The organism is Asticcacaulis sp. SL142, from assembly GCF_026625745.1.
In the GTDB taxonomy this organism is placed as follows: domain Bacteria; phylum Pseudomonadota; class Alphaproteobacteria; order Caulobacterales; family Caulobacteraceae; genus Asticcacaulis.
Window position 1 is genome coordinate 2,955,518 of the sequence record NZ_CP113061.1, and the last position, 20,428, is coordinate 2,975,945.

Genomic DNA, 20,428 nt, shown 5'->3' on the forward strand with positions numbered 1-20,428 from the left:
CCATGTTTGCAGTAGTGCGGCGTTACAGATCATGGCTGACAGCGGCGCGGGTACGGGCGCGTGCGGGACTGCGCGACCGCAAAGGCAGTGCGGCGGTCGAATTTGCCCTGATCGCCGGGCCGCTGATCCTGCTGATTTTCGGCTGTCTGGAACTGGCGCTATTTATTATCGTTAGCGTGATGCTGGATAATGCCACTCAGTCGGCAGCGCGTGAAATCCGTATGGGTATACTAACCGGCGAGAATTCCGATGCCACCAGCTTTCGTCAGCAAATCTGCGACAATATGGGCTGGGTCGCGGCGGCCACCTGCATGGAAGACCTTCAGATCGATGTCGAAACCTTCGACAATTTCGCGATGGTTGACCTGACCCCGCCGATCGAGGAGGGGGAGTTTGAGGAAGCCAATTTCAGCTACGATCTGGGTGGGTCCAGCCAGATCCAACTGGTCAGCGCCTATTATTCCTACAGCCTGATCACGCCGATCCTGAGTGCCGGCATGTCGACCTTGTCGAACGGGGACGCGGTTTTGACCACCCAGGTCGTCTTTAGAAATGAGCCGTTCTGATGGGTATTTTACGCGCACTTAATCCGCTAAATACACTGCGCCGGTTCGCCAAAGACCGGCGGGGTGTATCGGCGGTGGAATTTGCGCTGATCGCGCCGATCCTGATTACGCTTTATCTGGGTATGGCGGAACTGACGATGGGGATGATGGCGGCCCGTAAGGCGTCGCACCTGGCGGCTTCAATCGGTGATCTGGCGGCGCAGTCAGAAAGCCTGACCAATGCCAATATGACTGATCTGTTTGAAATTGGCGACCGCATCATCGCCCCGTTTGACGGCGGCAGTGCCTTAAGGGTGCGCGTGACCTGCGTAACCATGGATAAGACCGACAATAAGGCCAAGGTCATCTGGAGTGATCCGCATGTCTGGACCGAAAAAAACACCAATGACTCGCCCGTCGTGGCGGCGATTACCACGGCTCAGCTTCCGGTGGGGCAGAGCCTGATCGTGACTGAGGTCGAGTATGACTACGACTCGCCGCTGCACAGCTTTTTGCCGGCGCAAACCCAGTTTACGGATACCTTTTACCACCACCCCCGCAACGGCAGCGTGGTGGTGAGAAAAACGTCTTAGGGCTCTCTGTCAGGTCGTGCCCTCAAGCACCGACCGGATCAGTTTAAGCTTGGTCTCCGTCTCGATCCGCTCATCATGCGGGTCGCTGTCGGCGACGATGCCGCCGCCCGCACACACCCGCAAATGCCAGACACTGTGGTCGTCTTTTTCAAGCGCTATGGTGCGGATCAGCACGCTGGAGTCCATGCCGCCCTCGGCATCGATGACCATCAGCGACCCGCAATAAGGCCCGCGCGGGGCCTCTAATTCCTGAATGACCTTAAGCGCCTGCACCTTGGGCGCGCCGGAAATCGAGCCCGGCGGGAAGGTGGCGCAGATGACATCGGCGGCATCAAGACCGGGTGAAAGCTGCCCCGTCACGGTCGAGACCAGATGATGAACGCTGGGGTAGGTCTCTAAGGCATTAAGTGCGGTCACCTTGACCGATCCGACCTCGCTGACCTTGGACAAGTCATGGCGCATCAGGTCAACGATCATCAGATTTTCGGCCCGGTCCTTGGGGCTTTTCAGCAAGGCGTCACTTAAGGTCTTATCGGCGGCGGGGGTGGCCCCGCGCGGACGTGTACCCTTGATGGGCCGGGTCTCCAGATGGCCGTCGGGGCTTAAACTTATGAACCGTTCCGGGCTGTTGGAAATGATGGCGCGGCCTTTGAGACGCAGTGCCGCCCCGAAGGGCGCAGGCCCTGCCCGATTAAGATCACGCAACACCCGGCCCAGAGTGACATCATCTTTCAGCGTCCCTTGCCAGCCGCGGGCCAGATTGGCCTGAAACAGGTCGCCGGCGTGGATTTGCTGAATGAGCGAGGCGACCTTGCCTTCGTGCACTTCGTCGGCCGTTTCAAGCGTCAGCGGGGCACAAACCAGCGGGCCGTTGCGGATCAGGCCGGTCGCCGGATGCTTAAGCGCGGCGTTAAAGGCCTTACGCATCGTATCGGCGGCATTGCGGGCGGCATAGTCGTCCCGCCCACGGCCCAATGACAAAAGCGTGCGCGTCCTGTGATCAAACGCCAGCACCGCCGGATAGCGCAGGATATGCAGTTCGGGCCAGGCCTTACGCCCTTCGACACGGAACGGGCGTTTTTTAAGGGCTTCGAAGCGCATCCCCATCTCGAATGACGCCAGCGCGATCACCCCGCCGGTAAAGGGTGGCAGGTCGGTGACGGCATCACCGCTGATATGGGCGGGTTGGGGAGCCGCTTTAAACGGCGCAATGGCTTGTTTCAGAAGCGTTTTCGGGTCGGTATCGTCCTCAAACTCCAGCGTAGTCACGCCGTCAGGATAGCAGCCAAGATATGACCACCGCCCCTGCGGGCCGCCATCGGAAATCAGGCCCACACTATGGTCGGTTTCAAACCACGCCTCAAACAAAGTCTCCGGCGCCACGAACGGCAGCCGGATCACATGCAGGTGGGTCAGGGGCGTGGCAAAAGCCGACATTCACAACAACTTGATTCGATTATAAGCATTTGAAGGATCACACTAATACTAGGTTAAAGCCCCTGTCCGCAACTGCCCTCTCTTGGTATTGTCGTATCGGTCCTTAAGCCTATGGATGGAGGTCCATTGATCCTTGTGTGCGCCCAAATCATAGCCGATTTTGGGCGCATATTTTTTGAAACTCATGAAAAAGTTTCGCCGCTTTGCGCCGAATACATTTTTCATGGAACTATAAGGTCAAATTTGATCTCGAAAGCTGAGCTTAGCAGCGGTTCTTCGATCAAATTTGTCTTTTCTAAAATTACGCAAAAACAGTATTTGACGCAAAGCGGCAAAACTTTTTTGCGAGCATCACCTAAACGGCGGTTCGTCAAACGCGCGAAGCTTACGCGAGTGCAGCCGCGATCCGGCATCACGCAGGATATCCATCGTCTTGATGCCGATGTCGATGTGTTCCGAAATCGCCCGTTCATAGAAATGGTTAGCCTGACCGGGTAATTTCAGCTCGCCGTGCAGCGGCTTATCCGACACGCACAACAGCGTCCCGTAGGGCACACGGAACCTATACCCCTGCGCGGCCAGGGTGGCGCTTTCCATGTCGATGGCGACCGCGCGCGACTGCGAAAAGCGAATGGCGCTTAGCGAATATCTCAGTTCCCAGTTGCGGTCATCGGTGGTGACGACCGTGCCGGTGCGCAGGCGTCGCTTAAGCTGATCGGGGTTTTCGCCGGTCACTTCGACGCAGGCCTGTTGCAGAGCGACCTGAACTTCGGCAATGGCGGCGATCGGGATTTCGACCGGCAGCACATCATCCAGCACATGATCGTCACGAAGATAGGCATGGGCCAGCACATAATCGCCAATGCTCTGCGACGGACGCAAGCCCCCGCAGTGGCCGATCATCAGCCAGGCCTGCGGACGGGTGACGGCGAGATGGTCGGTAATGGTCTTGGCGTTCGACGGCCCGACGCCGATATTGACCAAGGTAATGCCCTGACGGTTCGGCGCCAGCAGGTGATAGGCCGGCATTTGATGTTTACGCCACGGGGAGTTGGCAATGAGTTCCAGTGGGTTTTCAGTATCGCGCGTGATCAGCAGATTGCCGCAACACGATAAGGCTGTGTAGGGGCTGTCGGGATCCCGAAGCTGCTCCAGTGCATATTTGACGAACACATCGACATAGCGATGATAGTTGGTCATCAGAATATAGCCCTGTGTGTGTTCCGCCGGGGTGCCGGTGTAGTGCTTAAGGCGCGCCAGCGAAAAATCGGACCGCAGGCCGTCAAACAAAGACAGCGGGTGTGAACCATCGGCATTGCGAACTTCGTGTCCGTCAGCGACTTCGTTGCCGATCAGAGCCAGTTCGGTCGCCGGAAAAAAGCGCGCCAGATCAACGGCGGAAACGCTGTTGAGGTCAAGGTCGGCGCCATCCAGCACATAGGGGTAGGGGATTTCCTGATCCGACAGCCCGACTTCGATCGTGATGTCGTAATCCTTTTGCATCAGTTCGATCTGTTCTTCGATGAAGTCGCCATAAAGGTCCGGGCGGGTGATCGAGCCGGCATAGACGCCGGGGCGCGAAAAGCGAGCAAAGGCGCGGTTGACGAACGGATGGCGGTGGCCCAGCACCGGGGTGTCCTCGTCGTCGTCTTGATCGACGCCGTTCCAGGTCACGATAAGCTTGGGGTAGCAATAGCGGCCCTCGGCGCGCAGAGCCTTATTCGGCTTGGTCTTATCAGCCAGGTAGGCCTGAAGATCGCCCTGAAGCTGCGTCACCGACGTCTGATACAGGGTTTTAAGGTGAGTTACGGCGTCATGGGCCGTTGCGTGTGGTGTTATATTTTGCAGTGTCATGGCGATACCTATCACAGGCCTTAAGTTTTGACCAGTAGCCTAAGCTACGCTGAATATGTCTCCGTCATATGGCGCGATTATTATTAATATGCAGCTTCTGAGGGAAATTCGTTGGCGCGGTATTATAGGCTCTGATAGCACTCTCCCGTGGGCCCGATTCGATACATAGGGTTTGGGGCAGGGCTCGTAAGGGGTTATAAACATGAAAAAATTAGTTCTCGTGGCCGCAGCAGGTGCTGCGCTGGCCGCTTTGTCGGGCTGCGCCACCATCACGCGCGGCACCAATGATGTGTTCGTCGTTGAAACCGATCCGATTGGGGCTGCGGTTAAGACCACGCACGGCTTTGCCTGCGACGCGACGCCGTGTTCGTTCAAAATGCCGCGTAAATCTGAGTTCGATGTCACCATCACCAAGGCCGGTTACAAGACCTGGACAGGCCATGTGACCAATAAAATCTCAGGCGGCGGCGGGGCGGCGATGGCCGGCAATGTGCTGGTCGGCGGGATTATAGGCGCGGCGGTTGATGGATCATCCGGGGCCATGAAGGATCTGGTGCCCAATCCGCTGACCGTCAAGCTTGAAAAAGCTGATGAGGTTCCGGCGGTTGCGGCCGTTCAGTAACTAACCCATAGCCATCAGGAAATCGGCCACGTCTTTGCGTACCGGCGCCTTATTGCGAAACGGTACCGAAAAGGCGGCGGCCGTGTCCTGATGGCTGATCTCATCATAGAGTTTTAGCGTCACTTTATTGCCTGACGCGCTCAGTTTTTGCGCCATGACCTCGGAATTGCGCACACGGGCAATAGTGTCGGCGCGGCTGTGGATCAGCAAAAAGCGCGTATCCAGCGTGCGCACATGATGGATGGGTTGGGTTTCTTGCGGGCGTGGCCATTGACCAAAGGCGTTGATGGTCGAGTCGACATCATAGGGATAAAAATCATAAGGCCCGGAAAGGCCGATCGTGGCCTTGACGGCGATATCGGGCAGGTACGCCTTATCCAGCGTCAGCATCATGGCATTATAGGCCCCCGCCGAATGGCCCATCAGAATCAGTTGCCCGGCATCGCCCCCCTGTTCGTGGATGTGCCTTGTGACGTGGCGGACGGCGGCGGCACTATCGGTCAGAAAATCAGGATAGCGCACCTGCGGCACCAGCCGGTAATCGGGCACGGCGACGATATAACCCAAAGCCGCCAGCGCGCGGCCCATCCAGGCGTAGTCGTCTTTTGAGCCGGAATTCCAGCCGCCACCATAAAAGAACACAATGACGGGAAGGTTACGGGCCCCTTTGCGCGGGCCGTAAACATCGTAGGTTTGGCGCGGGCCGTCGCCATAGGCGATGTTTTGGGCCAGACGATCGCTGTCTGCGTCCTTGGGCGTTAAGGTATTGAACGCGCTTAAGGTGTTGCAACCGGCTAAAGCGCTGGCTAATCCCGTCAGGCCGATAAGCGATAAGAAGCTGCGTTTATTCATATAAAAGCTTACGTGTCGGGGACGGATTTGGATTATGGCCGTGATATACGTCCACGCTAAGTCGGCGTTCGTAAGAAAGCGATGAGAACCTGCGCGCGACAGGGGCTGTGCCTGTTAGCGGGATGGTCTATATGACGCACAGTCACGGAGGATGGTCATGAAAGAATTAGGTCAAGCGCTCTGGCATTCGCTGACGGTGGTGTCGGTGACGCTGTTCTGGCTGTTGAGCCTGATCTATGTGTTTGTGGCCTTTACGTCGTTCGGATTCAATGCCGGCCTGTCGTTTCAGCTTTTGGGACTGGTGATCGCCCTGCATGTGGCGCGTGCCCTGCTGACGCCGCGCTTTGCCTCCGTCAAGGTCGGCTATGTAATCGGTGCCGCAGTGCTGTTTGGGCTGATGCTGTTTTCGCAGAACAATTCTCCGCCCCTGTGAAGCGGGGGAGGGATTTATTTGAGGGCGCTAATTAAAAGACCCAATAAAGTAACGCATACACATACAATCGCGATTTTATTTGCATTTTCGGCCTTTTGAAGTGCCTGCATAGCTATGCGATTAGATTTTTGGCTCGCTGATGCCTGATCCTTTAGATGTAGAGTGTTTTCGTGTTCTCTTTCATTGAGGCGATCATTTTCAATTTCCTCTAACCAAGCTTTAACGTATGGGCGTTTGTCCTCTCCGTAATAACCCGCAGTCAGTTTTTTTCGGACTCCGCTTTCCCCTAATTGCTCCATATCCTCAGTTAATTTTTCACGCCGTTCGTCATTCATATTCAGGTTCCATAGACAACGTAAAAAGCCTCCGTTTCCGGAGGCTTTTTTGTTTAGTTCGTACCCAGCGTGGCGTCGGAGCGTTTTTTCATCAACTGATCAAACGCGCCCCAGACCCCTTCACCGCCGGTCCATTGACCCTTGGTGGCGGCCTTGGAATACTCCGTTGCGCGGGCTTCAAAGAAGTTGGCGTGTTCAACGCCCGACAAAAGCACCTGCAGCCACGGCAGTGGGTTTTCCTTGACGCCGTAGACTTCCGGCAGCTCCAACTGACGCAGGCGCCAGTCGGCGATATAGCGGATATATTGCTTGATATCGTGCGGCGTCATGCCCTCAACCGGACCCATCTCAAACGCCAGATCGATGAAGTTATCCTCCATCATCACCACATTCTTGCAGCAATCGACGATGTCATCGGCTACGGCCTTGGTGACTGCACCCGTTTCCTTGTTGAAGGCGTGATAAAGCTTGATGATGCCTTCGCAGTGCAGGCTTTCATCCCGCACCGACCATGACACGATCTGACCCATGCCCTTCATCTTGTTGAAGCGCGGGAAGTTCATCAGCATGGCGAACGATGCAAACAGTTGCAGCCCTTCGGTAAAGCCGCCAAACATGGCCAGGGTGCGGGCAATATCGGCATTGGTTTCAACGCCGAATTTCTGCATGAAATCGTGCTTATCGCGCATGGCCTGATACTGCATGAAGGCGCCAAATTCCGATTCCGGCATGCCGATCGTTTCCAGCAGCAACGCATAGGCGGCGATATGGACGGTTTCCATATTACCGAACGCGGCCAGCATCATCTTGATTTCGGTCGGTTTGAACACGCGACCGTATTTTTCCATGTAGTTGTCCTGCACCTCAATGTCGGATTGGGTGAAGAAGCGGAAAATCTGGGTCAGCAGGTTGCGTTCATTGTCATTGAGCTTGGACGCCCAGTCTTTACAATCTTCGCCCAGCGGCACTTCTTCGGGCAGCCAGTGGACTTGCTGCTGCTTTTGCCAGTAATCAAACGCCCACGGATAACGGAACGGCTTATAGGCCGCCGAAGGGGTAAGCAGGCCAGGCAAAGAAGAAGCAGATGTGATGAGGCTCATGAACTATATCCCGAATCGTAAGCGACGCGATTAAACTGTCGTCTATATCACCACATTTTGTAGTTAAGGCTAGGTTAATATCTACATATTGTGTGTGTTTGTCGGTCTGGTTTGGGGATAATTTTATCCGCCGTGATCATACGGACTTAATTTAGCCCACGGATCAATTCGGCTATTCGTTAACACGGCTGATCACGGTGTGCATCCGGATTTTTGGGGCGGCGACCATAATTATTGACGGTTAGCTGCCGGCCTTAAGGGCTTCCCATGTGCGGGTATTGGCGGGGCCGCTCAGGCTGTGTTGCAGCCAGGCCAGATTGGCATCGGCAATCTCCGGCGGCAGATCACGGCGCAGCAGGGCCTCAGCCTCGGCCATCTTGCCCTCAAGCCCTAAGATCAGTGCCAGATTTTGCCGCATGGCCAAGGTCGCTTCGGGACGCGCCACCGCGCGACGCAGCAAGGCTTCGGCCTCAGCCAGTTTGCCGCCCGATGCGGCCGATATGGCCTTATTGGTCAGGACGGTGGGGTTTTCTGGTGACAGGGTAAGTGCCTTATCCCATGCGGTGTGCGCTTCCGCGCCGCGTTTGGACTGATCGTAGGCTACCCCAATCAGCGACCAGTTTTGCCAGTCATTGGGTTTTAGTTTCAGCGCCTGATCAAGTGGTTCAATGGCGTAAAAGCCGTTGCCGCTGGCGATATGGGCGCGGGCGGCGGCGGTCAGGGCTTCGACATTATTAGGCGCAAACAACAGGACGCGGTGGGCGACATCGGCGGCCTCATCAAACCGACCAAGGGCGCGCAGGGCATGGCTGAGGTCGATCCCCGCCTGAGCATCGGTGGGGTTACGCTCAAAGGCGCGGGCGAAATAGGCTGAACGGCTAAGCGGGTCGGCGCGCAGGGCTTCATTGCGATCAACCGGCAGCATGGCCTTGTTAGAAGGGGCTGCGGCGGGTGCTTCGGCTTTTTTCTGACCAAACGGAAAGGCCATGACGGTGGGCACCATCACCATCCATCCGGCAGCGGCCCCGATGACAACGGATTTGAATAAGGCCATGCGCAAGGTTCCGATCCGACTCAAAAAGAGTAGCGGCGTTAAGATTTCAGTGACAGCGATGAAGATAGGGTTAAAACCGTTAAAAACGCCTTCATACCGAGAGCCCCTCATGGCCAAGCCGCTGAAATCCACGTCAAATGCCTCTGGCAAATCTGCCCCTGAACACCAGATCATCGCGGTGTTCGAGGATGAACTGGCGGCCCGGCTGTCTGAGGCGTCACCGGCGACCCGTGCCTATGCGGCGGCTCGTGCATTTGCGGCCCGTGCAGGCACGCTCATTCTGCTGCCGGAAGGCAAGGGGGTGACGGCCTGGTACGGCTTAGGCGCGCGCAAGGCCTATAATCCGATGCTGTTTCGCGCCTTGCCTGCGCAATTGCCCAAGGGCAACTGGGTGCTGAAGGCCGATGCTGGCCTTGATCGCTGCGCTATCCATGCGGCGTGGGGCTTAGGCGTCTACGGCTTTGACCGCTATAAGGGCGAGAGCGGTAAACACCAGAGGCATGAGGTCAAACTCGATACCACGGATCTGACGCCCGCGCAGATTGAGGCGGTGGGTCATGAGGTCGCCGCCCATAATCTGGCTCGCGATCTGATCAACACCCCGGCACAGGATATGGGCCCGGCTGAGCTTGAGGCCGCCGCTCGTGCGGTGGCTGATGAGTGTGGCGCGGCCATTACGGTTATCAGCGGCGATGATTTGCTGGCGCAAAACTATCCGGCCATTCATGCGGTCGGGCGGGCCGCCCCGCCACAACGTGCGCCACGCTTTATAGAGATCACCTGGTCGCCCATCGGCAGTGAGGGCTTGCCCCTTCCGACCGTGGCGCTGGTGGGCAAGGGCATTACCTTTGATACCGGCGGGCTGAACATGAAGGGCGGGGCCGGTATGGCCCTGATGAAAAAGGACATGGGCGGGGCGGCGCATGTGCTGGCGCTGGGGCGCTGGATCATGGCGACCCATCTGCCGGTGAAGCTGTCGATATTGTTATGTGTGGCGGAAAATTCGATCGGCGGGGAGGCTTTCCGACCGGGCGATGTACTGTCATCGCGGGCGGGGCTGACCATCGAAGTTGGCAATACCGATGCCGAAGGGCGGCTGGTGCTGGCCGATGGTCTGACGCGAGCATCGGAGATCAACCCCGACCTGACGCTCGATTTTGCAACGCTTACCGGAGCGGCGCGGATCGCGCTGGGGCCGGAAGTGGTGCCGTTCTATTGTGATGACGAAGAGATCGTTCGCCGTCTGGAAATCGCCAGCCTGTCCGAGCATGACCCGTTATGGCGGATGCCACTGTGGGCGGGATATAAGGACGCGCTCGAATCCGACATTGCCGATATCCGCAACGATCCGCAAGGCTGGGCGCAGGCCGGATCAGTAACCGCAGCCCTGTTCCTGCAACGCTTCGCCCCCACAACCGGCGTATGGGCGCATTTTGATATCTATGGCTGGAACCCGCGCGGTGTGCCGGGCTATCCGCCGGGGGCGGCGGCCCATACGCTAAGGGCCGTTTACCGGCTTATCAAAGGGCTGTGATCCTACCTCGCTCGTGATCACACAAAATTAAGGCTGGCTGTTAACGGGGTTTTCGTATCCTTCGGCTATGGTGGAGGCTGAAGAGTACAGCTTAAGCAGAAGGTTTGGACGCTTTATGGCGCATGAACGTGACCCCCGATTTGACCCGCGTCTCACCCCCTATAAGGACGGTGTAGCCGAGATTGCCCTGCAAGGCGTCATTACGGCGGCGCGCTATGTGGTGGGTGAGCTTCTGACCTGCAATGTCACCTCAGCCGCCATGTCGGATGAGCCGGGAGCGCACGCCGAACAATCCAACCAGATCCTGTTTGGTGAGCGTTTTAAGGTCATTGAGCGCAAGCATGATTATGTCTGGGGTCAGTCGATGCGTGACGGCTATGTCGGCTACGTCCATGCCGGTGCCTTCACGCCGGACTGGCATTTGCCGACGCATTTTGTTGCGACCTTACGCACCTTTGTGTTTGCCGATACGTCGATCAAGTCACAGATCAAGAAGATTTTGAGCCTCAATTCGCTGGTCAGCGTGACGCGCGAAGAAGGCAAGTTTTCGTTCATTAACGATCTGGGCTGGGTCTATTCGGCGCACTTAAGCGGTTTTGATCGTTTTGCAGACGATTATGTGGCGGTGGCCGAAACCTTCCTGCATGCGCCCTATCAGTGGGGTGGCCGCGAAAGCATCGGGGTTGATTGCTCTGGGCTGGTGCAGCAGGCGCTTTACGCCACGGGCCGGTCATGCCCGCGCGATACCTACATGCAATCGGCCGAGCTTGGCGATGAGATTGAGGTTGACGCTGACCTGAGCGGGCTCAGGCGCGGCGATTTGGTGTTCTGGAAAGGCCATGTCGCGATCATGCGCGATGCGCAAACCATCATTCACGCCAATGCCTTTCACATGAAGACGGCCATTGAACCCCTGAAAGACGCTGTGGCTCGCATTGAGGCTTCGGGTTCAGGACAGCCTACTGGGTTTCGCCGCCTGTAAAGTAAAAAAGCCCCCCACCACCATTCACTCAGTTCATGGTCCCCCTCCCCACCACAGGCAGGGAGGCATAGTGAAAGGTCTTTTGCTGGTTATGTCATTAAAAAGCCCTGTGGATCGCTCCACAGGGCTTTTTTATCTCGATATCTTTTGCCTTACGCCGCAGGGGTTGCGGCGGGTGTCGCTGCCGTAGCCGCGGGCGTTTCAGCCGGAGCCGTAGCCGGTGCGCCTTCGACCGGAGCCGCAGCGGTGGTCGCGGCTCCCGGTTGGCGGGTTGGATCGGGCGCAGGCACCGCATAACCGGCCGAGCCATGAGTCTTAAGCCAGGCAATCAGGTTGACGCGGTCTTCAGGCTTTTTGATGCCGGCAAAGGCCATCTTGGTGCCCTTGACCCACTTACCCGGTGCGCCGAGGAAGTGATAAAGCTCATCATAGGTCCAGTTGGGCGCGGGGCCGGCGTGGGCCTTCATGGCGTCGGAATAGGCAAACCCAGCGTGGGCCGCGGTCGGTCGACCGACAATCCCATTAAGGCCGGGGCCGGTGCCATTGGCATCCGTGACCTGGTGGCAGGACATACATTTCTTGAACTGGGCTTCACCGGCGGCCAGATCGGCGGTCGCCAGAACCGTGCCCCAGTCGGGCAGAATTTCAGGGCCCGCCGCTTCGCCACCTTCGGCGACCTCGGCCACTTCGATCAGATAACCGGGCTTTTCGGGGGCTTCGGTGTGGTAAAGCGCATCGGCGCCGATACGTACACCCATAATGGCCAGTGCGGCCGCAAGGCCCGCACCCATTATCATATTCAGTTTAAGATCACCGCTCATGGGGGCCCAAACGTCCTCATATGTTTATCATTGTGGCAACCATAGCTTTATCGGATGATTCCTTAAAACTATGTTCCTCCGCCATTGGCGCATAATATTGCATTTGGCTTGCCTCTGGCTGTCTGACACGCTACCGCAAAAGACGCAAGGCGCGTTTGCGGCTTTTTGCCGAAAAAGGGCCTAAGCTGTGTCAAATCGTCGCACTCCGGAGGTTTTTGCAAGGTGACATCACTGGTTATTATCCCCGCCCGCATGGCCGCTACGCGCCTGCCGGATAAGCCTCTGGCCGATATTGCGGGCCTGCCCATGATCGTGCGGGTGATGAAGCAGGCGCAAAAAGCCCGCGATGTACGTGTCGTCGTGGCCGCCGGTGATCAGGCCATTGTCGATGCGATTGTGGTCCACGGGGGAGAAGCCGTACTGACTGATCCGGCCCTGCCGTCGGGATCTGACCGAATCATGGCCGCACTCAGGGCCGTCGATCCGGAAGGCCGCCATGACATTGTGATCAATCTTCAGGGCGATATGCCGTTTGTCGATCCGGAGGTCATCAGCCGCACCGTGGCCCTGTTAAAAGATCAGCCCAAGGCCGACATTGCCACCTTGGTCGCACCCGAACATTCCTCTGCCGACCGCACCAACAAGGATGTGGTCAAGGCGGTGCTAACAACATCAGGCAAGGCACTATATTTCACCCGCTCGACCCTGTTTGGTAACGCGCCGATCTGGCGCCATATCGGCATCTATGGCTACCGGAGGGCGGCGCTGGAGGCCTTTACCGCGGCCCCGCCGTCACCGCTGGAGGTGCTTGAAAAGCTTGAGCAACTGCGCGCCCTCGAAATAGATATGAATATCTATGCGCTGGTGGTAGAGGACGCGCCCCTGTCGGTTGATAATCCGGCAGACCTTGATGCCGCAATTGCCTATGCCAATTCCCACGGATTCTAACATGTCACATCCTAAAAGAATCGCTTTTCAGGGCGAACCCGGCGCCTTCAGCCATCAGGCCATAAAGCGCTGGTTTCCCGGTGCCGAAGCGGTGGCGCACCCGACGTTTGAGGAAGCCTTCGCGGCGGTGCGTAGCGGTGAGTGTGACCTCGGTATGATTCCGGTCGAAAATTCGCTGGCCGGGCGGGTGGCGGATGTCCATCACCTGCTGCCCCATTCGGGGTTGAAGATCATCGGTGAGCGCTTTTTGCCGATCGAGATGAACCTGATGGTCAATAAGGGCGCGAAACTTGCCGATATTAAGGTCGCGTTTTCTCACCCTATGGCCCTGATGCAGTGCCGCAATTCGTTGCGCGCACTCAACATTCTGCCGGAAGTGTTTCACGATACGGCAGGGTCGGCCCGCGCGCTGAAAGACAGCGGCGCTATGGACCGGGCGGCGATTGCCCCGGAAGTGGCGGCAGAGCTTTACGGCCTTGAGATCATCCGCCCCAACCTTGAGGACGCGCGCCATAACACCACGCGCTTTCTGGTGCTGACGGGCGAGCAGAGCGTGGTCGATCCGGCCCCGGAAGTGCCCTGCGTCACCACCTTTGTGTTCCGGGTGCGCTCAATACCAGCCGCGCTTTATAAGGCGCTGGGCGGGTTTGCCACCAACGGCGTCAATATGACCAAGCTGGAAAGCTATTCGGAAAACGGTTCGTTCTCGGTGACGTTTTTCTATGCCGATGTTGAGGCGCGCCCCTCTGATCGCGCCCTGCAACTGGCTATGGAAGAACTGAAATTCTTTGCCACCGATGTCGAGATTTTGGGCGTCTATCCGCAGGACGAATTTCGCAGGAAATAACAGGCCTAAACCATGTGCGAACTTCTGGGCATGAACGCCAATGTGCCGACCGATATCCGCTTCAGCTTTGCCGCTCTGGCGAAGCGCGGCGGTGAAACCGGCCCGCACAAGGACGGTTGGGGCATCAGCTTTTATGAAAACAAAGGCTGCCGCAGTTTTCATGACCCGAACCCATCGGCCCAGTCAGAACTGGCGGCGCTGGTGAAGAACTATCCAATCAAAAGCCGCATGGTCATCGCCCATGTCCGCAAAGCCAACCGCGGGCGGGTGGCGCTGGAAAATACTCATCCCTTTACCCGCGAACTGTGGGGGCGGGCCTGGACCTTTGCGCACAATGGCCAGCTTAAGGGTGTGAAGGAACTCCCCTTAAGTTTTTTCAGGCCCATTGGCACAACCGATTCCGAGTATGCCTTTTGTTTTGTCATGGATTATCTGGTCAAGACCTTCCCTGACTGCCCGCCGCCCAAGGTTCTGGATCGGGAAATTTCAGACCTGTTCGCCCAATTACGCGGCCTTGGCGTCTTCAATGCTCTGCTGACCGATGGGCGGTCAATGTATGCCTCATGCTCGAAAAAGCTGTGCTATATCAAACGCGAAGCGCCGTTTGGTCGGGCGACCCTGATTGATGAGGATGTGCAGGTAGATTTTGCGGCTGAGACCACGCCCGACGATAAGGTCATCGTTATCGCCACTCAGCCCCTGACGCAGGACGAAGCATGGACGTTGGTTGTGCCAGATAGCATGCTGATTTTACGCGGTGGTGAGGTTATTTAGACCGTCAGGAAATGGCTAAGAAAAATGACCGTAAATACCGCCTGAAACGCGGTCGCCGTAACCGCAAGGCCCAGACCGATCCATTCCAGATAGGATCGTTTCAGCGACAGCTTATCCTCATTGAAATGGGCCGGCTCGACATCGTAGTTTTCGACGATGATATTGTCCTGATTATTGGGATGGGCATGTTCGGTCATGGTCGTCCTCCTTATTTTGCCCATGATACGCCCATCGGCGTAAGGCTTTAAGACGCATGTTCGTGATCGGTGTAAGCGGGCTGTAAGTCCGAGGTTTCAGATTCCCTCTTGCATCCACGCTCCAAAATAAGCATATAGCCCTTGAGATCGCGCGGGCGAAGGCCTCGCCAATCTGGTCAGGGCCGGAAGGCAGCAGCCACAACGAATTCACCTTCGGGTCGCGCGGTCTCACCTTATTCCCAGAAATTTTCCACAGACCACCTCACACGGCTTATCGCTGCGTATGCTTTGTGCTGGAAAAGCCTGAGTTTGGATATATAACCCTAGCTATGTCCGATTTTCCTGAAACCGATGATCCGTTTGGTGCTGAACCTGAGTTCGAGCGCGATGACCTCACGGCGGATATTTTCGGTGAGACGGCACCCGTCAAGGCCGTGGCGGCCCCGGCCCCGCTTACTTCCGAAGCCTATACGGTGCTGGCGCGAAAATACCGCCCACGCACCTTTGAGGATCTGATCGGTCAGGAAGCGATGGTGCGCACCCTGTCCCACGCTTTTGCCACCGGCCGGATCGCCCACGCCTTTATGCTGACCGGCGTGCGCGGGGTCGGGAAAACCACAACCGCACGGTTGCTGGCGCGCGCGCTCAATTATGAATCCGAAACCGTGCATGGCCCGTCCGTCGATCTGACGACCTTTGGTATTCACTGTCAGGCGATCATCGAAGGCCGTCACATCGACGTGCTGGAGCTTGATGCCGCGTCGCGCACCGGCGTCGATGCCATGCGCGAACTGCTGGAGAGCGTGCGCTATGCCCCGGTTGAGGCGCGCTATAAGGTATATGTGATCGACGAAGTTCACATGCTCTCAACAGGTGCATTCAACGCCCTGCTGAAAACGCTCGAAGAACCGCCGCCCCACGCTAAGTTCATCTTTGCGACCACTGAAATCCGCAAGGTTCCGGTCACCATCCTGTCGCGTTGTCAGCGCTTTGACCTGCGCCGGGTTGAGCCGGAGACGCTTATACCGCATCTGGAGAAAATTTGTCGCCTCGAAGGCGCGCAGATCGAACCCGACGCCATTGCCCTGATCGCCCGTGCGGCTGAGGGTTCGGTGCGCGACAGTTTGTCTTTGCTCGATCAGGCGCTGGTGCAGGGCGATGAGGGCCAGCCGGTATCCGGCGAACTGGTGCGCGACATGCTTGGGCTGGCCGACCGTTCGGCCACGCTTAGTCTGTTTGAAAATATCATTGCCGGTCAGATTCAGGACGCTTTGCTGGGGTTCAGGACGCTGTATGGCTACGGTGCCGATCCGTCGCAAATCATGGGCGATATGCTGGAATATTGCCATGCCTGCTCTGTCGCCAAGGTCTTAGGGGCCGAAGCGACCCGCTTGCCTAAGGAAACGGCTGAGCGCGTGACCCTGCTGGGGGCGGCCTTATCGGCGGGGACTTTGTCGCGCCTGTGGACGCTGATGCTTAAGGCGTTTGAGGAAGTGCGACGTGCACCTGATCCGGCAGCCGCGACCGAAATGGCGTTGGTGCGGTTCTGCTACGTGTCTGATCTGCCGGGGCCGGAAGCCCTGCTGAAACGGCTGCAAAATGGCGAAGATCTGCTGGCCGGTGGTGCGCCTCAAGGCCCGTCCGGCGGCGGGGGCGGGGTGACGTCTCAGTATCGCGGTGCCAACAGTAATGCCGCCGTGATGATGCGCCCGCAGGTGCAGACAGCACTCCAGATCGAGTTAAACTCTTTTGCCGATGTCATGGCCCTGATCGAACAAAAGCGCGAAATCGGTTTGCGTGTTGATGTTGAACGCTATGTGCGGCTGGTGTCATTTATGCCGGGGGCGATCACCTTTGAGCCTGCGCCCAACATGCCGGCCGATCTGGTGCGCAAACTGTCCCTGCGCCTTAAGGAATGGACGGGGCAGCGATGGCTGATCGCCACCGACGGGCAGGGCGGGGCTGAGTCCATCTATGAGCGCGATAAGCGTGAAGCCGATGAAGCGCGCGCCGCGGTTCTGGCTGATCCGTTCATGACTCAGCTTATGGCCACCTTCCCTGGGGCTAAAATGACCGGGTTCCGCAAGAAGCCCAAGCCGGTTGACACCACGCCCGTAATTCCTACATCTGCCGATGAAACTCCCGATAAGGATGACGACTGATGGATATTAATAATCTTATGAAGCAGGCTCAGGCCGTGCAGCAGAAATTCTCCGAAGCCCAGAACAAGATGAGCGCCACGGTCGTGACCGGTACGTCGGGGGCCGGGCTGGTTAATCTGGATCTCAAAGGGGCGGGCGAATTATTGTCGCTTAAAATCGACCCCAGCCTGTTGTCCGAAGACCCTGAAATCCTGAGCGATCTGATCGTGGCGGCCCATGCTGATGCGCGCCGAAAGCTGGATGAGGTCAATGCCAACCTGATGAAAGATGCCGCTGGTCCCTTTGGCGGGATGGGGGCTTTCCCTGGCATGCCCAAGATATTTTAAATCTTAGAACCTCCCCTGATGCAGGGGAGCCGGGCGGCCGGTGCCGGTGTCCGAAGGGCGGGTGGGGTGACTAGGGTTTAGTTGCTGCCATTTACCCCCTCTTACGCCGGATTTACCGGCGTAAGCTCCCCCTGCAACAGGGGGAGTTCTTGTTCAGGAAAAACCGTTCATGGCGATTGGCGCAGGTCCCGAAATTGAGCGATTGATGGCGCTGCTGTCTAAGCTGCCGGGGCTTGGGCCGCGCTCAGCCAGACGGGCCGCGTTAGCGCTGCTCAAGCGGCGCGAGCAACTACTGATCCCGCTGACCAACGCCATGCAAGACGCCGCCGATAAGGTGGAATCTTGTCGGATATGCGGGGCCTTATCGACTCAAAATCCGTGTGCGACCTGCGCTGATCCGGCCCGCGACAAAACCATGATCTGCGTGGTCGAAGAAGACTCAGCCCTGTGGGCGATGGAACGGGTGGGCGCGTTCAGCGGACGTTATCATGTGCTGGGCGGGCTGTTGTCGGCGCTGGACGGCGTTCGGCCGGAAGACCTGCGCATCGACGGACTGGTTGAGCGGGTGCGCGCCGGTCACATCACCGAAGTCATCATGGCCCTGCCCGCGACCGTCGAGGGACAGACCACCGCCCATTATGTCGCCGATCGCTTAAGGCCGCTTAATAATGGCGTGCAGATCACCTATCTGGCGCGCGGCGTGCCCGTAGGCGGTGAACTGGACTGGCTGGATGATGGGACTATTTCCCACGCCTTCAAGCAACGCCGATAAAGCCGTGAGTTTGGCGATCTGCGGCGTTGTCGTCGCTGGCAGGTACTTAAGTGTACCTGCGGCGCTAGACGCCTAGCATCTCATCCAAACTGACGGCTTTCATCAGAGCGGTAATCTCACGATTTATAATTTGTGGCTTTAAGCCGCACCGGCGGCGCGCAGCGGTGGCGCGCTTGAAGTTGCGGATGGGCGCAAGGAGGCCGACGCGCTCATGTTCTTGACATAAAGACCGCGCGTACCCTGCAACGGTTTGAACGCATCGGTAATCCCAAGCACCGTTTCGGCAGCCCCTAAGAACAGGAAACCATCGTCGGCCAACATGGTGGCCATTTGCTCCAGCACCCGCTTTTTGGTGGCAATGTCGAAATAGATCAGCACGTTGCGGCAATAGATGACATCCATCCGGCCCAGGCCGCGCAGATCATCCAGCAGGTTGTACTTACGGAAGCGGACACCCTGACGCATCTTGGGCGAGATACGCCACATTTCATCAACTTTTTCAAAGTTCTTGACCATCATGGTGATGGGCAGGCCGCGCTGAACCTCGAACTGTGTATAGAGTCCGGCCTGTGCTTTTTCCAGACAGCGATCGGAAATGTCGGTCGCCAGAATATCGAGATTGATGCGCGGAAACTGCGCGCGGGCTTCATCCATCATCATGGCCAGCGAATAGGGTTCCTGACCGGTCGAACAGGCCGCACACCATACCTTGATGTCGCCGGAAACGCGCGACTTAGCAAAGGCGGGCAGGACGTCGGACTTGAACTGGTCGAACGGAGTTTTGTCGCGGAAAAAGAAGGTCTCATTGGTCGTCATCGCATCGACCACGGCGAGAATGACCTTTTCGTCGCGACGGGTGCGAAGCGCCGTCAGCAGGCCCGCGACATTGGCAAAGCCTTCCTTACGCGCGATTGGCGCCAGACGGCTTTCGATCAGATAGGTCTTATCTGCCCCCAGGATGAGACCGGAGCGGGCTTTGAGCAGGGCGGCCAGATGTTCGATGTCTTCAGGTGTCATTGTGGTCTTTCCCCGCGCGCAAAAGTCTTACAGGCCTGCGCCAGCCCTTCAATAGGTTTAATAAGTTCGGCAAGGCCAGCCTCTGCGACCGCGCCCGGCATACCCCAGACGACGCTGGTGGCTTCGTCCTGCGCCATTACGGTAGCCCCGACATTGACAAGCGCCTGCGCACCATCGCGGCCGTCATGGCCCATGCCGGTCAGCACAACGCCGAGGGCATGGTGGCTATAGACTTCGGCGGCGGACCGGAACAAAGGATCGACCGCCGGACGGCACCAGTTGACCTGGGGGCTCTGGTCGAGCTTGATCTGCTTGACGATCGGATCGTTCTTGATGGTCATGTGCCAGTCGCCGGGGGCGATATAAACATTGCGTGATTCAATCAGCATCCCGTCCTTGGCTTCGCGCACCGTCATCGGCAGCGCCTTATCGAGGTGCTCGGCCAGAATGGTGGTGAAGGTCGCGGGCATGTGCTGCACGATCAGCACCGGGATCTTCCAGTCAGGCCCAAGGGCCAACAGGAAGTTACGCAGGGCGGGCGGGCCGCCGGTCGAGGAGCCAACCACCAGCAGGTCGATGCGCTTGGGGCCGGTACGCGGGCGCAGCAAGGGCGCGGCCACATGTCCGGTTTTCAGCGGTGCCATATTGGCCGCACGCGGTGCCGGTGCGGGCGTTGCTGCCAATGATGGCGTGACTGACGGCGCGAGCGACGATGGCCGTGCGGGCTCAGACTTGGTATCAGGCGTCGCTGACGGAGGAACTGGCCACAAACGGGTGCGTCCACACAGGGCGCGTATCTTGGTCAGCAGTTCGGTGCGGAAACCGTCGGCACCGCCAATGCGCGACGAATCGGGCTTAGGGACATAATCCGCAGCGCCCAGTTCGAGCGCGCGGATGGTGACCGAAGCACCGCGCGTCGTCAGGGTCGAGGCCATCAGAACCTTCAAGCCCGGCTTTGCGGCAATCAGCTTAGGCAGGGCTTCAAGGCCGCCCATGTTCGGCATTTCGATGTCGAGGATCAGCACATCGGGCTGGATGTCCTTGACGCGCTCAACCGCCTTGGCCCCGTCGGTGGCGGAACCAGCCAGAACCATGTCTGATTCTTGCTCGATCCAGCGCGTGACAAGACCCCGCACCACCGCCGAGTCATCGACGATCATGATTTTCAGGGGCCGTAACGAGGCCGCAGGATGGGGGTTAGCTGACATATGAGGCTTGTTTCA

Annotated in this window: 22 protein-coding genes and 1 other RNA gene; 13 read left to right on the forward strand and 10 right to left on the reverse strand. The window is 57.9% G+C overall.

All coding sequences use genetic code 11. The features are described 5' to 3' along the window. Positions 1–2 precede the first annotated feature (2 nt). Positions 3–566 (forward strand): TadE/TadG family type IV pilus assembly protein, encoded by a 564-nt coding sequence (locus OVA03_RS13450; RefSeq protein ID WP_267525443.1) that lies wholly within the window; start codon positions 3–5, stop codon positions 564–566. Beyond that, positions 566–1,138 (forward strand): TadE/TadG family type IV pilus assembly protein, encoded by a 573-nt coding sequence (locus OVA03_RS13455; protein WP_267525445.1) that lies wholly within the window; start codon positions 566–568, stop codon positions 1,136–1,138. The genes OVA03_RS13450 and OVA03_RS13455 overlap by 1 nt, the downstream gene beginning before the upstream one ends. A 9-nt stretch (positions 1,139–1,147) precedes the next feature. Here OVA03_RS13455 and OVA03_RS13460 read toward each other — a convergent pair whose 3' ends face one another. Together OVA03_RS13460 and OVA03_RS13465 are read right to left on the reverse strand one after the other, a co-directional pair. After that, the gene (locus tag OVA03_RS13460) at positions 1,148–2,575 is read right to left on the reverse strand and encodes an anthranilate synthase component I family protein (protein WP_267525447.1); all 1,428 of its coding nucleotides are present in this window, start codon (positions 2,573–2,575) and stop codon (positions 1,148–1,150) included. Between the two features lie 351 nt (positions 2,576–2,926). Then, entirely contained in the window at positions 2,927–4,429 is a 1,503-nt protein-coding gene (locus OVA03_RS13465) for an AMP nucleosidase (protein ID WP_267525449.1), read from the reverse strand. Between the two features lie 202 nt (positions 4,430–4,631). Between OVA03_RS13465 and OVA03_RS13470 the strand changes: the two genes are divergently transcribed. Then, positions 4,632–5,051, forward strand: a complete 420-nt coding sequence (locus OVA03_RS13470; RefSeq protein WP_267525451.1) for a translation initiation factor 2 — start codon at positions 4,632–4,634, stop codon at positions 5,049–5,051. Here the strand turns inward: OVA03_RS13470 and OVA03_RS13475 are convergent, their stop codons facing one another. Then, positions 5,052–5,903: an alpha/beta hydrolase gene (locus OVA03_RS13475; protein WP_267525452.1), complete on the reverse strand. Its 852-nt coding sequence runs from the start codon at positions 5,901–5,903 to the stop codon at positions 5,052–5,054. It lies immediately after the preceding gene. A gap of 157 nt (positions 5,904–6,060) precedes the next feature. On the opposite strand from OVA03_RS13475, the gene OVA03_RS13480 reads away from it, so the two are divergent. After that, positions 6,061–6,336 carry a hypothetical protein gene (locus OVA03_RS13480; RefSeq protein WP_267525455.1) on the forward strand — a complete coding sequence of 92 codons (276 nt, stop codon included), beginning with the start codon at positions 6,061–6,063 and terminating at the stop codon, positions 6,334–6,336. 14 nt (positions 6,337–6,350) lie between these two features. Here OVA03_RS13480 and OVA03_RS13485 read toward each other — a convergent pair whose 3' ends face one another. The 3 genes from OVA03_RS13485 to OVA03_RS13495 all read right to left on the reverse strand — a co-directional run bounded on the left by OVA03_RS13485 (position 6,351) and on the right by OVA03_RS13495 (position 8,825). Continuing rightward, positions 6,351–6,671, reverse strand: a complete 321-nt coding sequence (locus tag OVA03_RS13485; RefSeq protein ID WP_267525456.1) for a hypothetical protein — start codon at positions 6,669–6,671, stop codon at positions 6,351–6,353. Positions 6,672–6,724: 53 nt separating this feature from the next. Then, positions 6,725–7,771: a ribonucleotide-diphosphate reductase subunit beta gene (locus tag OVA03_RS13490; RefSeq protein WP_420710427.1), complete on the reverse strand. Its 1,047-nt coding sequence runs from the start codon at positions 7,769–7,771 to the stop codon at positions 6,725–6,727. Between the two features lie 241 nt (positions 7,772–8,012). Next, positions 8,013–8,825: a tetratricopeptide repeat protein gene (locus OVA03_RS13495; protein ID WP_267525459.1), complete on the reverse strand. Its 813-nt coding sequence runs from the start codon at positions 8,823–8,825 to the stop codon at positions 8,013–8,015. Between the two features lie 109 nt (positions 8,826–8,934). Here OVA03_RS13495 and OVA03_RS13500 point away from each other — a divergent pair, with 109 nt between their 5' ends. Both OVA03_RS13500 and OVA03_RS13505 read left to right on the forward strand, forming a co-directional pair. Next, positions 8,935–10,359 (forward strand): leucyl aminopeptidase family protein, encoded by a 1,425-nt coding sequence (locus OVA03_RS13500; RefSeq protein WP_267525461.1) that lies wholly within the window; start codon positions 8,935–8,937, stop codon positions 10,357–10,359. Positions 10,360–10,474: 115 nt separating this feature from the next. Next, positions 10,475–11,341 carry an NlpC/P60 family protein gene (locus tag OVA03_RS13505; protein WP_267525463.1) on the forward strand — a complete coding sequence of 289 codons (867 nt, stop codon included), beginning with the start codon at positions 10,475–10,477 and terminating at the stop codon, positions 11,339–11,341. Positions 11,342–11,493: 152 nt separating this feature from the next. On the opposite strand, the gene OVA03_RS13510 is transcribed toward OVA03_RS13505, so the two are convergent. Then, on the reverse strand, positions 11,494–12,162 hold the full coding sequence (locus OVA03_RS13510; RefSeq protein ID WP_267525466.1) for a c-type cytochrome: 669 nt from the start codon (positions 12,160–12,162) through the stop codon (positions 11,494–11,496). 222 nt (positions 12,163–12,384) lie between these two features. Between OVA03_RS13510 and OVA03_RS13515 the strand changes: the two genes are divergently transcribed. The 3 genes from OVA03_RS13515 to OVA03_RS13525 are packed head-to-tail and all read left to right on the forward strand — an operon-like array spanning position 12,385 to position 14,731. After that, positions 12,385–13,110 (forward strand): 3-deoxy-manno-octulosonate cytidylyltransferase, encoded by a 726-nt coding sequence (locus OVA03_RS13515; protein WP_267525468.1) that lies wholly within the window; start codon positions 12,385–12,387, stop codon positions 13,108–13,110. 1 nt (position 13,111) lies between these two features. After that, positions 13,112–13,957 (forward strand): prephenate dehydratase, encoded by an 846-nt coding sequence (locus tag OVA03_RS13520; RefSeq protein WP_267525470.1) that lies wholly within the window; start codon positions 13,112–13,114, stop codon positions 13,955–13,957. Between the two features lie 12 nt (positions 13,958–13,969). Continuing rightward, positions 13,970–14,731, forward strand: coding sequence for a class II glutamine amidotransferase (locus tag OVA03_RS13525; RefSeq protein ID WP_267525472.1), 762 nt, complete (start codon positions 13,970–13,972; stop codon positions 14,729–14,731). On the opposite strand, the gene OVA03_RS13530 is transcribed toward OVA03_RS13525, so the two are convergent. Next, positions 14,728–14,928, reverse strand: a complete 201-nt coding sequence (locus OVA03_RS13530) for a hypothetical protein (RefSeq protein WP_267525474.1) — start codon at positions 14,926–14,928, stop codon at positions 14,728–14,730. The genes OVA03_RS13525 and OVA03_RS13530 overlap by 4 nt on opposite strands. A 140-nt stretch (positions 14,929–15,068) precedes the next feature. Here OVA03_RS13530 and ffs point away from each other — a divergent pair. From ffs to recR, 4 genes are all read left to right on the forward strand, one after another. Then, positions 15,069–15,164: signal recognition particle sRNA small type (gene ffs / locus OVA03_RS13535), an RNA gene on the forward strand. Between the two features lie 93 nt (positions 15,165–15,257). Next, positions 15,258–17,090 carry a DNA polymerase III subunit gamma/tau gene (locus OVA03_RS13540; RefSeq protein WP_267525476.1) on the forward strand — a complete coding sequence of 611 codons (1,833 nt, stop codon included), beginning with the start codon at positions 15,258–15,260 and terminating at the stop codon, positions 17,088–17,090. After that, positions 17,087–17,416 carry a YbaB/EbfC family nucleoid-associated protein gene (locus OVA03_RS13545; RefSeq protein WP_267527728.1) on the forward strand — a complete coding sequence of 110 codons (330 nt, stop codon included), beginning with the start codon at positions 17,087–17,089 and terminating at the stop codon, positions 17,414–17,416. Before OVA03_RS13540 ends, OVA03_RS13545 begins: the two co-directional genes overlap by 4 nt. 169 nt (positions 17,417–17,585) lie before the next feature. Beyond that, the gene (recR, locus tag OVA03_RS13550) at positions 17,586–18,188 is read left to right on the forward strand and encodes a recombination mediator RecR (protein WP_267525478.1); all 603 of its coding nucleotides are present in this window, start codon (positions 17,586–17,588) and stop codon (positions 18,186–18,188) included. Between the two features lie 138 nt (positions 18,189–18,326). Here recR and OVA03_RS13555 read toward each other — a convergent pair whose 3' ends face one another. Together OVA03_RS13555 and OVA03_RS13560 are read right to left on the reverse strand one after the other, a co-directional pair. Next, positions 18,327–19,205 (reverse strand): CheR family methyltransferase, encoded by an 879-nt coding sequence (locus tag OVA03_RS13555; RefSeq protein WP_267525480.1) that lies wholly within the window; start codon positions 19,203–19,205, stop codon positions 18,327–18,329. After that, positions 19,202–20,365 carry a protein-glutamate methylesterase/protein-glutamine glutaminase gene (locus tag OVA03_RS13560; protein WP_267525482.1) on the reverse strand — a complete coding sequence of 388 codons (1,164 nt, stop codon included), beginning with the start codon at positions 20,363–20,365 and terminating at the stop codon, positions 19,202–19,204. Before OVA03_RS13560 ends, OVA03_RS13555 begins: the two co-directional genes overlap by 4 nt. Positions 20,366–20,428 lie beyond the last annotated feature (63 nt).

Coding starts and splice junctions, on each gene's coding strand:
- OVA03_RS13475 (WP_267525452.1), bottom strand. CDS start 5,903: ATGAATAAACGCAGCTTCTTATCGCTTATCGGCCTGACGGGATTAGCC.
- OVA03_RS13490 (WP_420710427.1), bottom strand. CDS start 7,771: ATGAGCCTCATCACATCTGCTTCTTCTTTGCCTGGCCTGCTTACCCCT.
- OVA03_RS13540 (WP_267525476.1), top strand. CDS start 15,258: ATGTCCGATTTTCCTGAAACCGATGATCCGTTTGGTGCTGAACCTGAG.
- OVA03_RS13465 (WP_267525449.1), bottom strand. CDS start 4,429: ATGACACTGCAAAATATAACACCACACGCAACGGCCCATGACGCCGTA.
- OVA03_RS13495 (WP_267525459.1), bottom strand. CDS start 8,825: ATGGCCTTATTCAAATCCGTTGTCATCGGGGCCGCTGCCGGATGGATG.
- OVA03_RS13470 (WP_267525451.1), top strand. CDS start 4,632: ATGAAAAAATTAGTTCTCGTGGCCGCAGCAGGTGCTGCGCTGGCCGCT.
- recR (WP_267525478.1), top strand. CDS start 17,586: ATGGCGATTGGCGCAGGTCCCGAAATTGAGCGATTGATGGCGCTGCTG.
- OVA03_RS13555 (WP_267525480.1), bottom strand. CDS start 19,205: ATGACACCTGAAGACATCGAACATCTGGCCGCCCTGCTCAAAGCCCGC.
- OVA03_RS13520 (WP_267525470.1), top strand. CDS start 13,112: ATGTCACATCCTAAAAGAATCGCTTTTCAGGGCGAACCCGGCGCCTTC.
- OVA03_RS13480 (WP_267525455.1), top strand. CDS start 6,061: ATGAAAGAATTAGGTCAAGCGCTCTGGCATTCGCTGACGGTGGTGTCG.
- OVA03_RS13450 (WP_267525443.1), top strand. CDS start 3: ATGTTTGCAGTAGTGCGGCGTTACAGATCATGGCTGACAGCGGCGCGG.
- OVA03_RS13505 (WP_267525463.1), top strand. CDS start 10,475: ATGGCGCATGAACGTGACCCCCGATTTGACCCGCGTCTCACCCCCTAT.
- OVA03_RS13500 (WP_267525461.1), top strand. CDS start 8,935: ATGGCCAAGCCGCTGAAATCCACGTCAAATGCCTCTGGCAAATCTGCC.
- OVA03_RS13455 (WP_267525445.1), top strand. CDS start 566: ATGGGTATTTTACGCGCACTTAATCCGCTAAATACACTGCGCCGGTTC.
- OVA03_RS13530 (WP_267525474.1), bottom strand. CDS start 14,928: ATGACCGAACATGCCCATCCCAATAATCAGGACAATATCATCGTCGAA.
- OVA03_RS13460 (WP_267525447.1), bottom strand. CDS start 2,575: ATGTCGGCTTTTGCCACGCCCCTGACCCACCTGCATGTGATCCGGCTG.
- OVA03_RS13525 (WP_267525472.1), top strand. CDS start 13,970: ATGTGCGAACTTCTGGGCATGAACGCCAATGTGCCGACCGATATCCGC.
- OVA03_RS13560 (WP_267525482.1), bottom strand. CDS start 20,365: ATGATCGTCGATGACTCGGCGGTGGTGCGGGGTCTTGTCACGCGCTGG.
- OVA03_RS13485 (WP_267525456.1), bottom strand. CDS start 6,671: ATGAATGACGAACGGCGTGAAAAATTAACTGAGGATATGGAGCAATTA.
- OVA03_RS13510 (WP_267525466.1), bottom strand. CDS start 12,162: ATGAGCGGTGATCTTAAACTGAATATGATAATGGGTGCGGGCCTTGCG.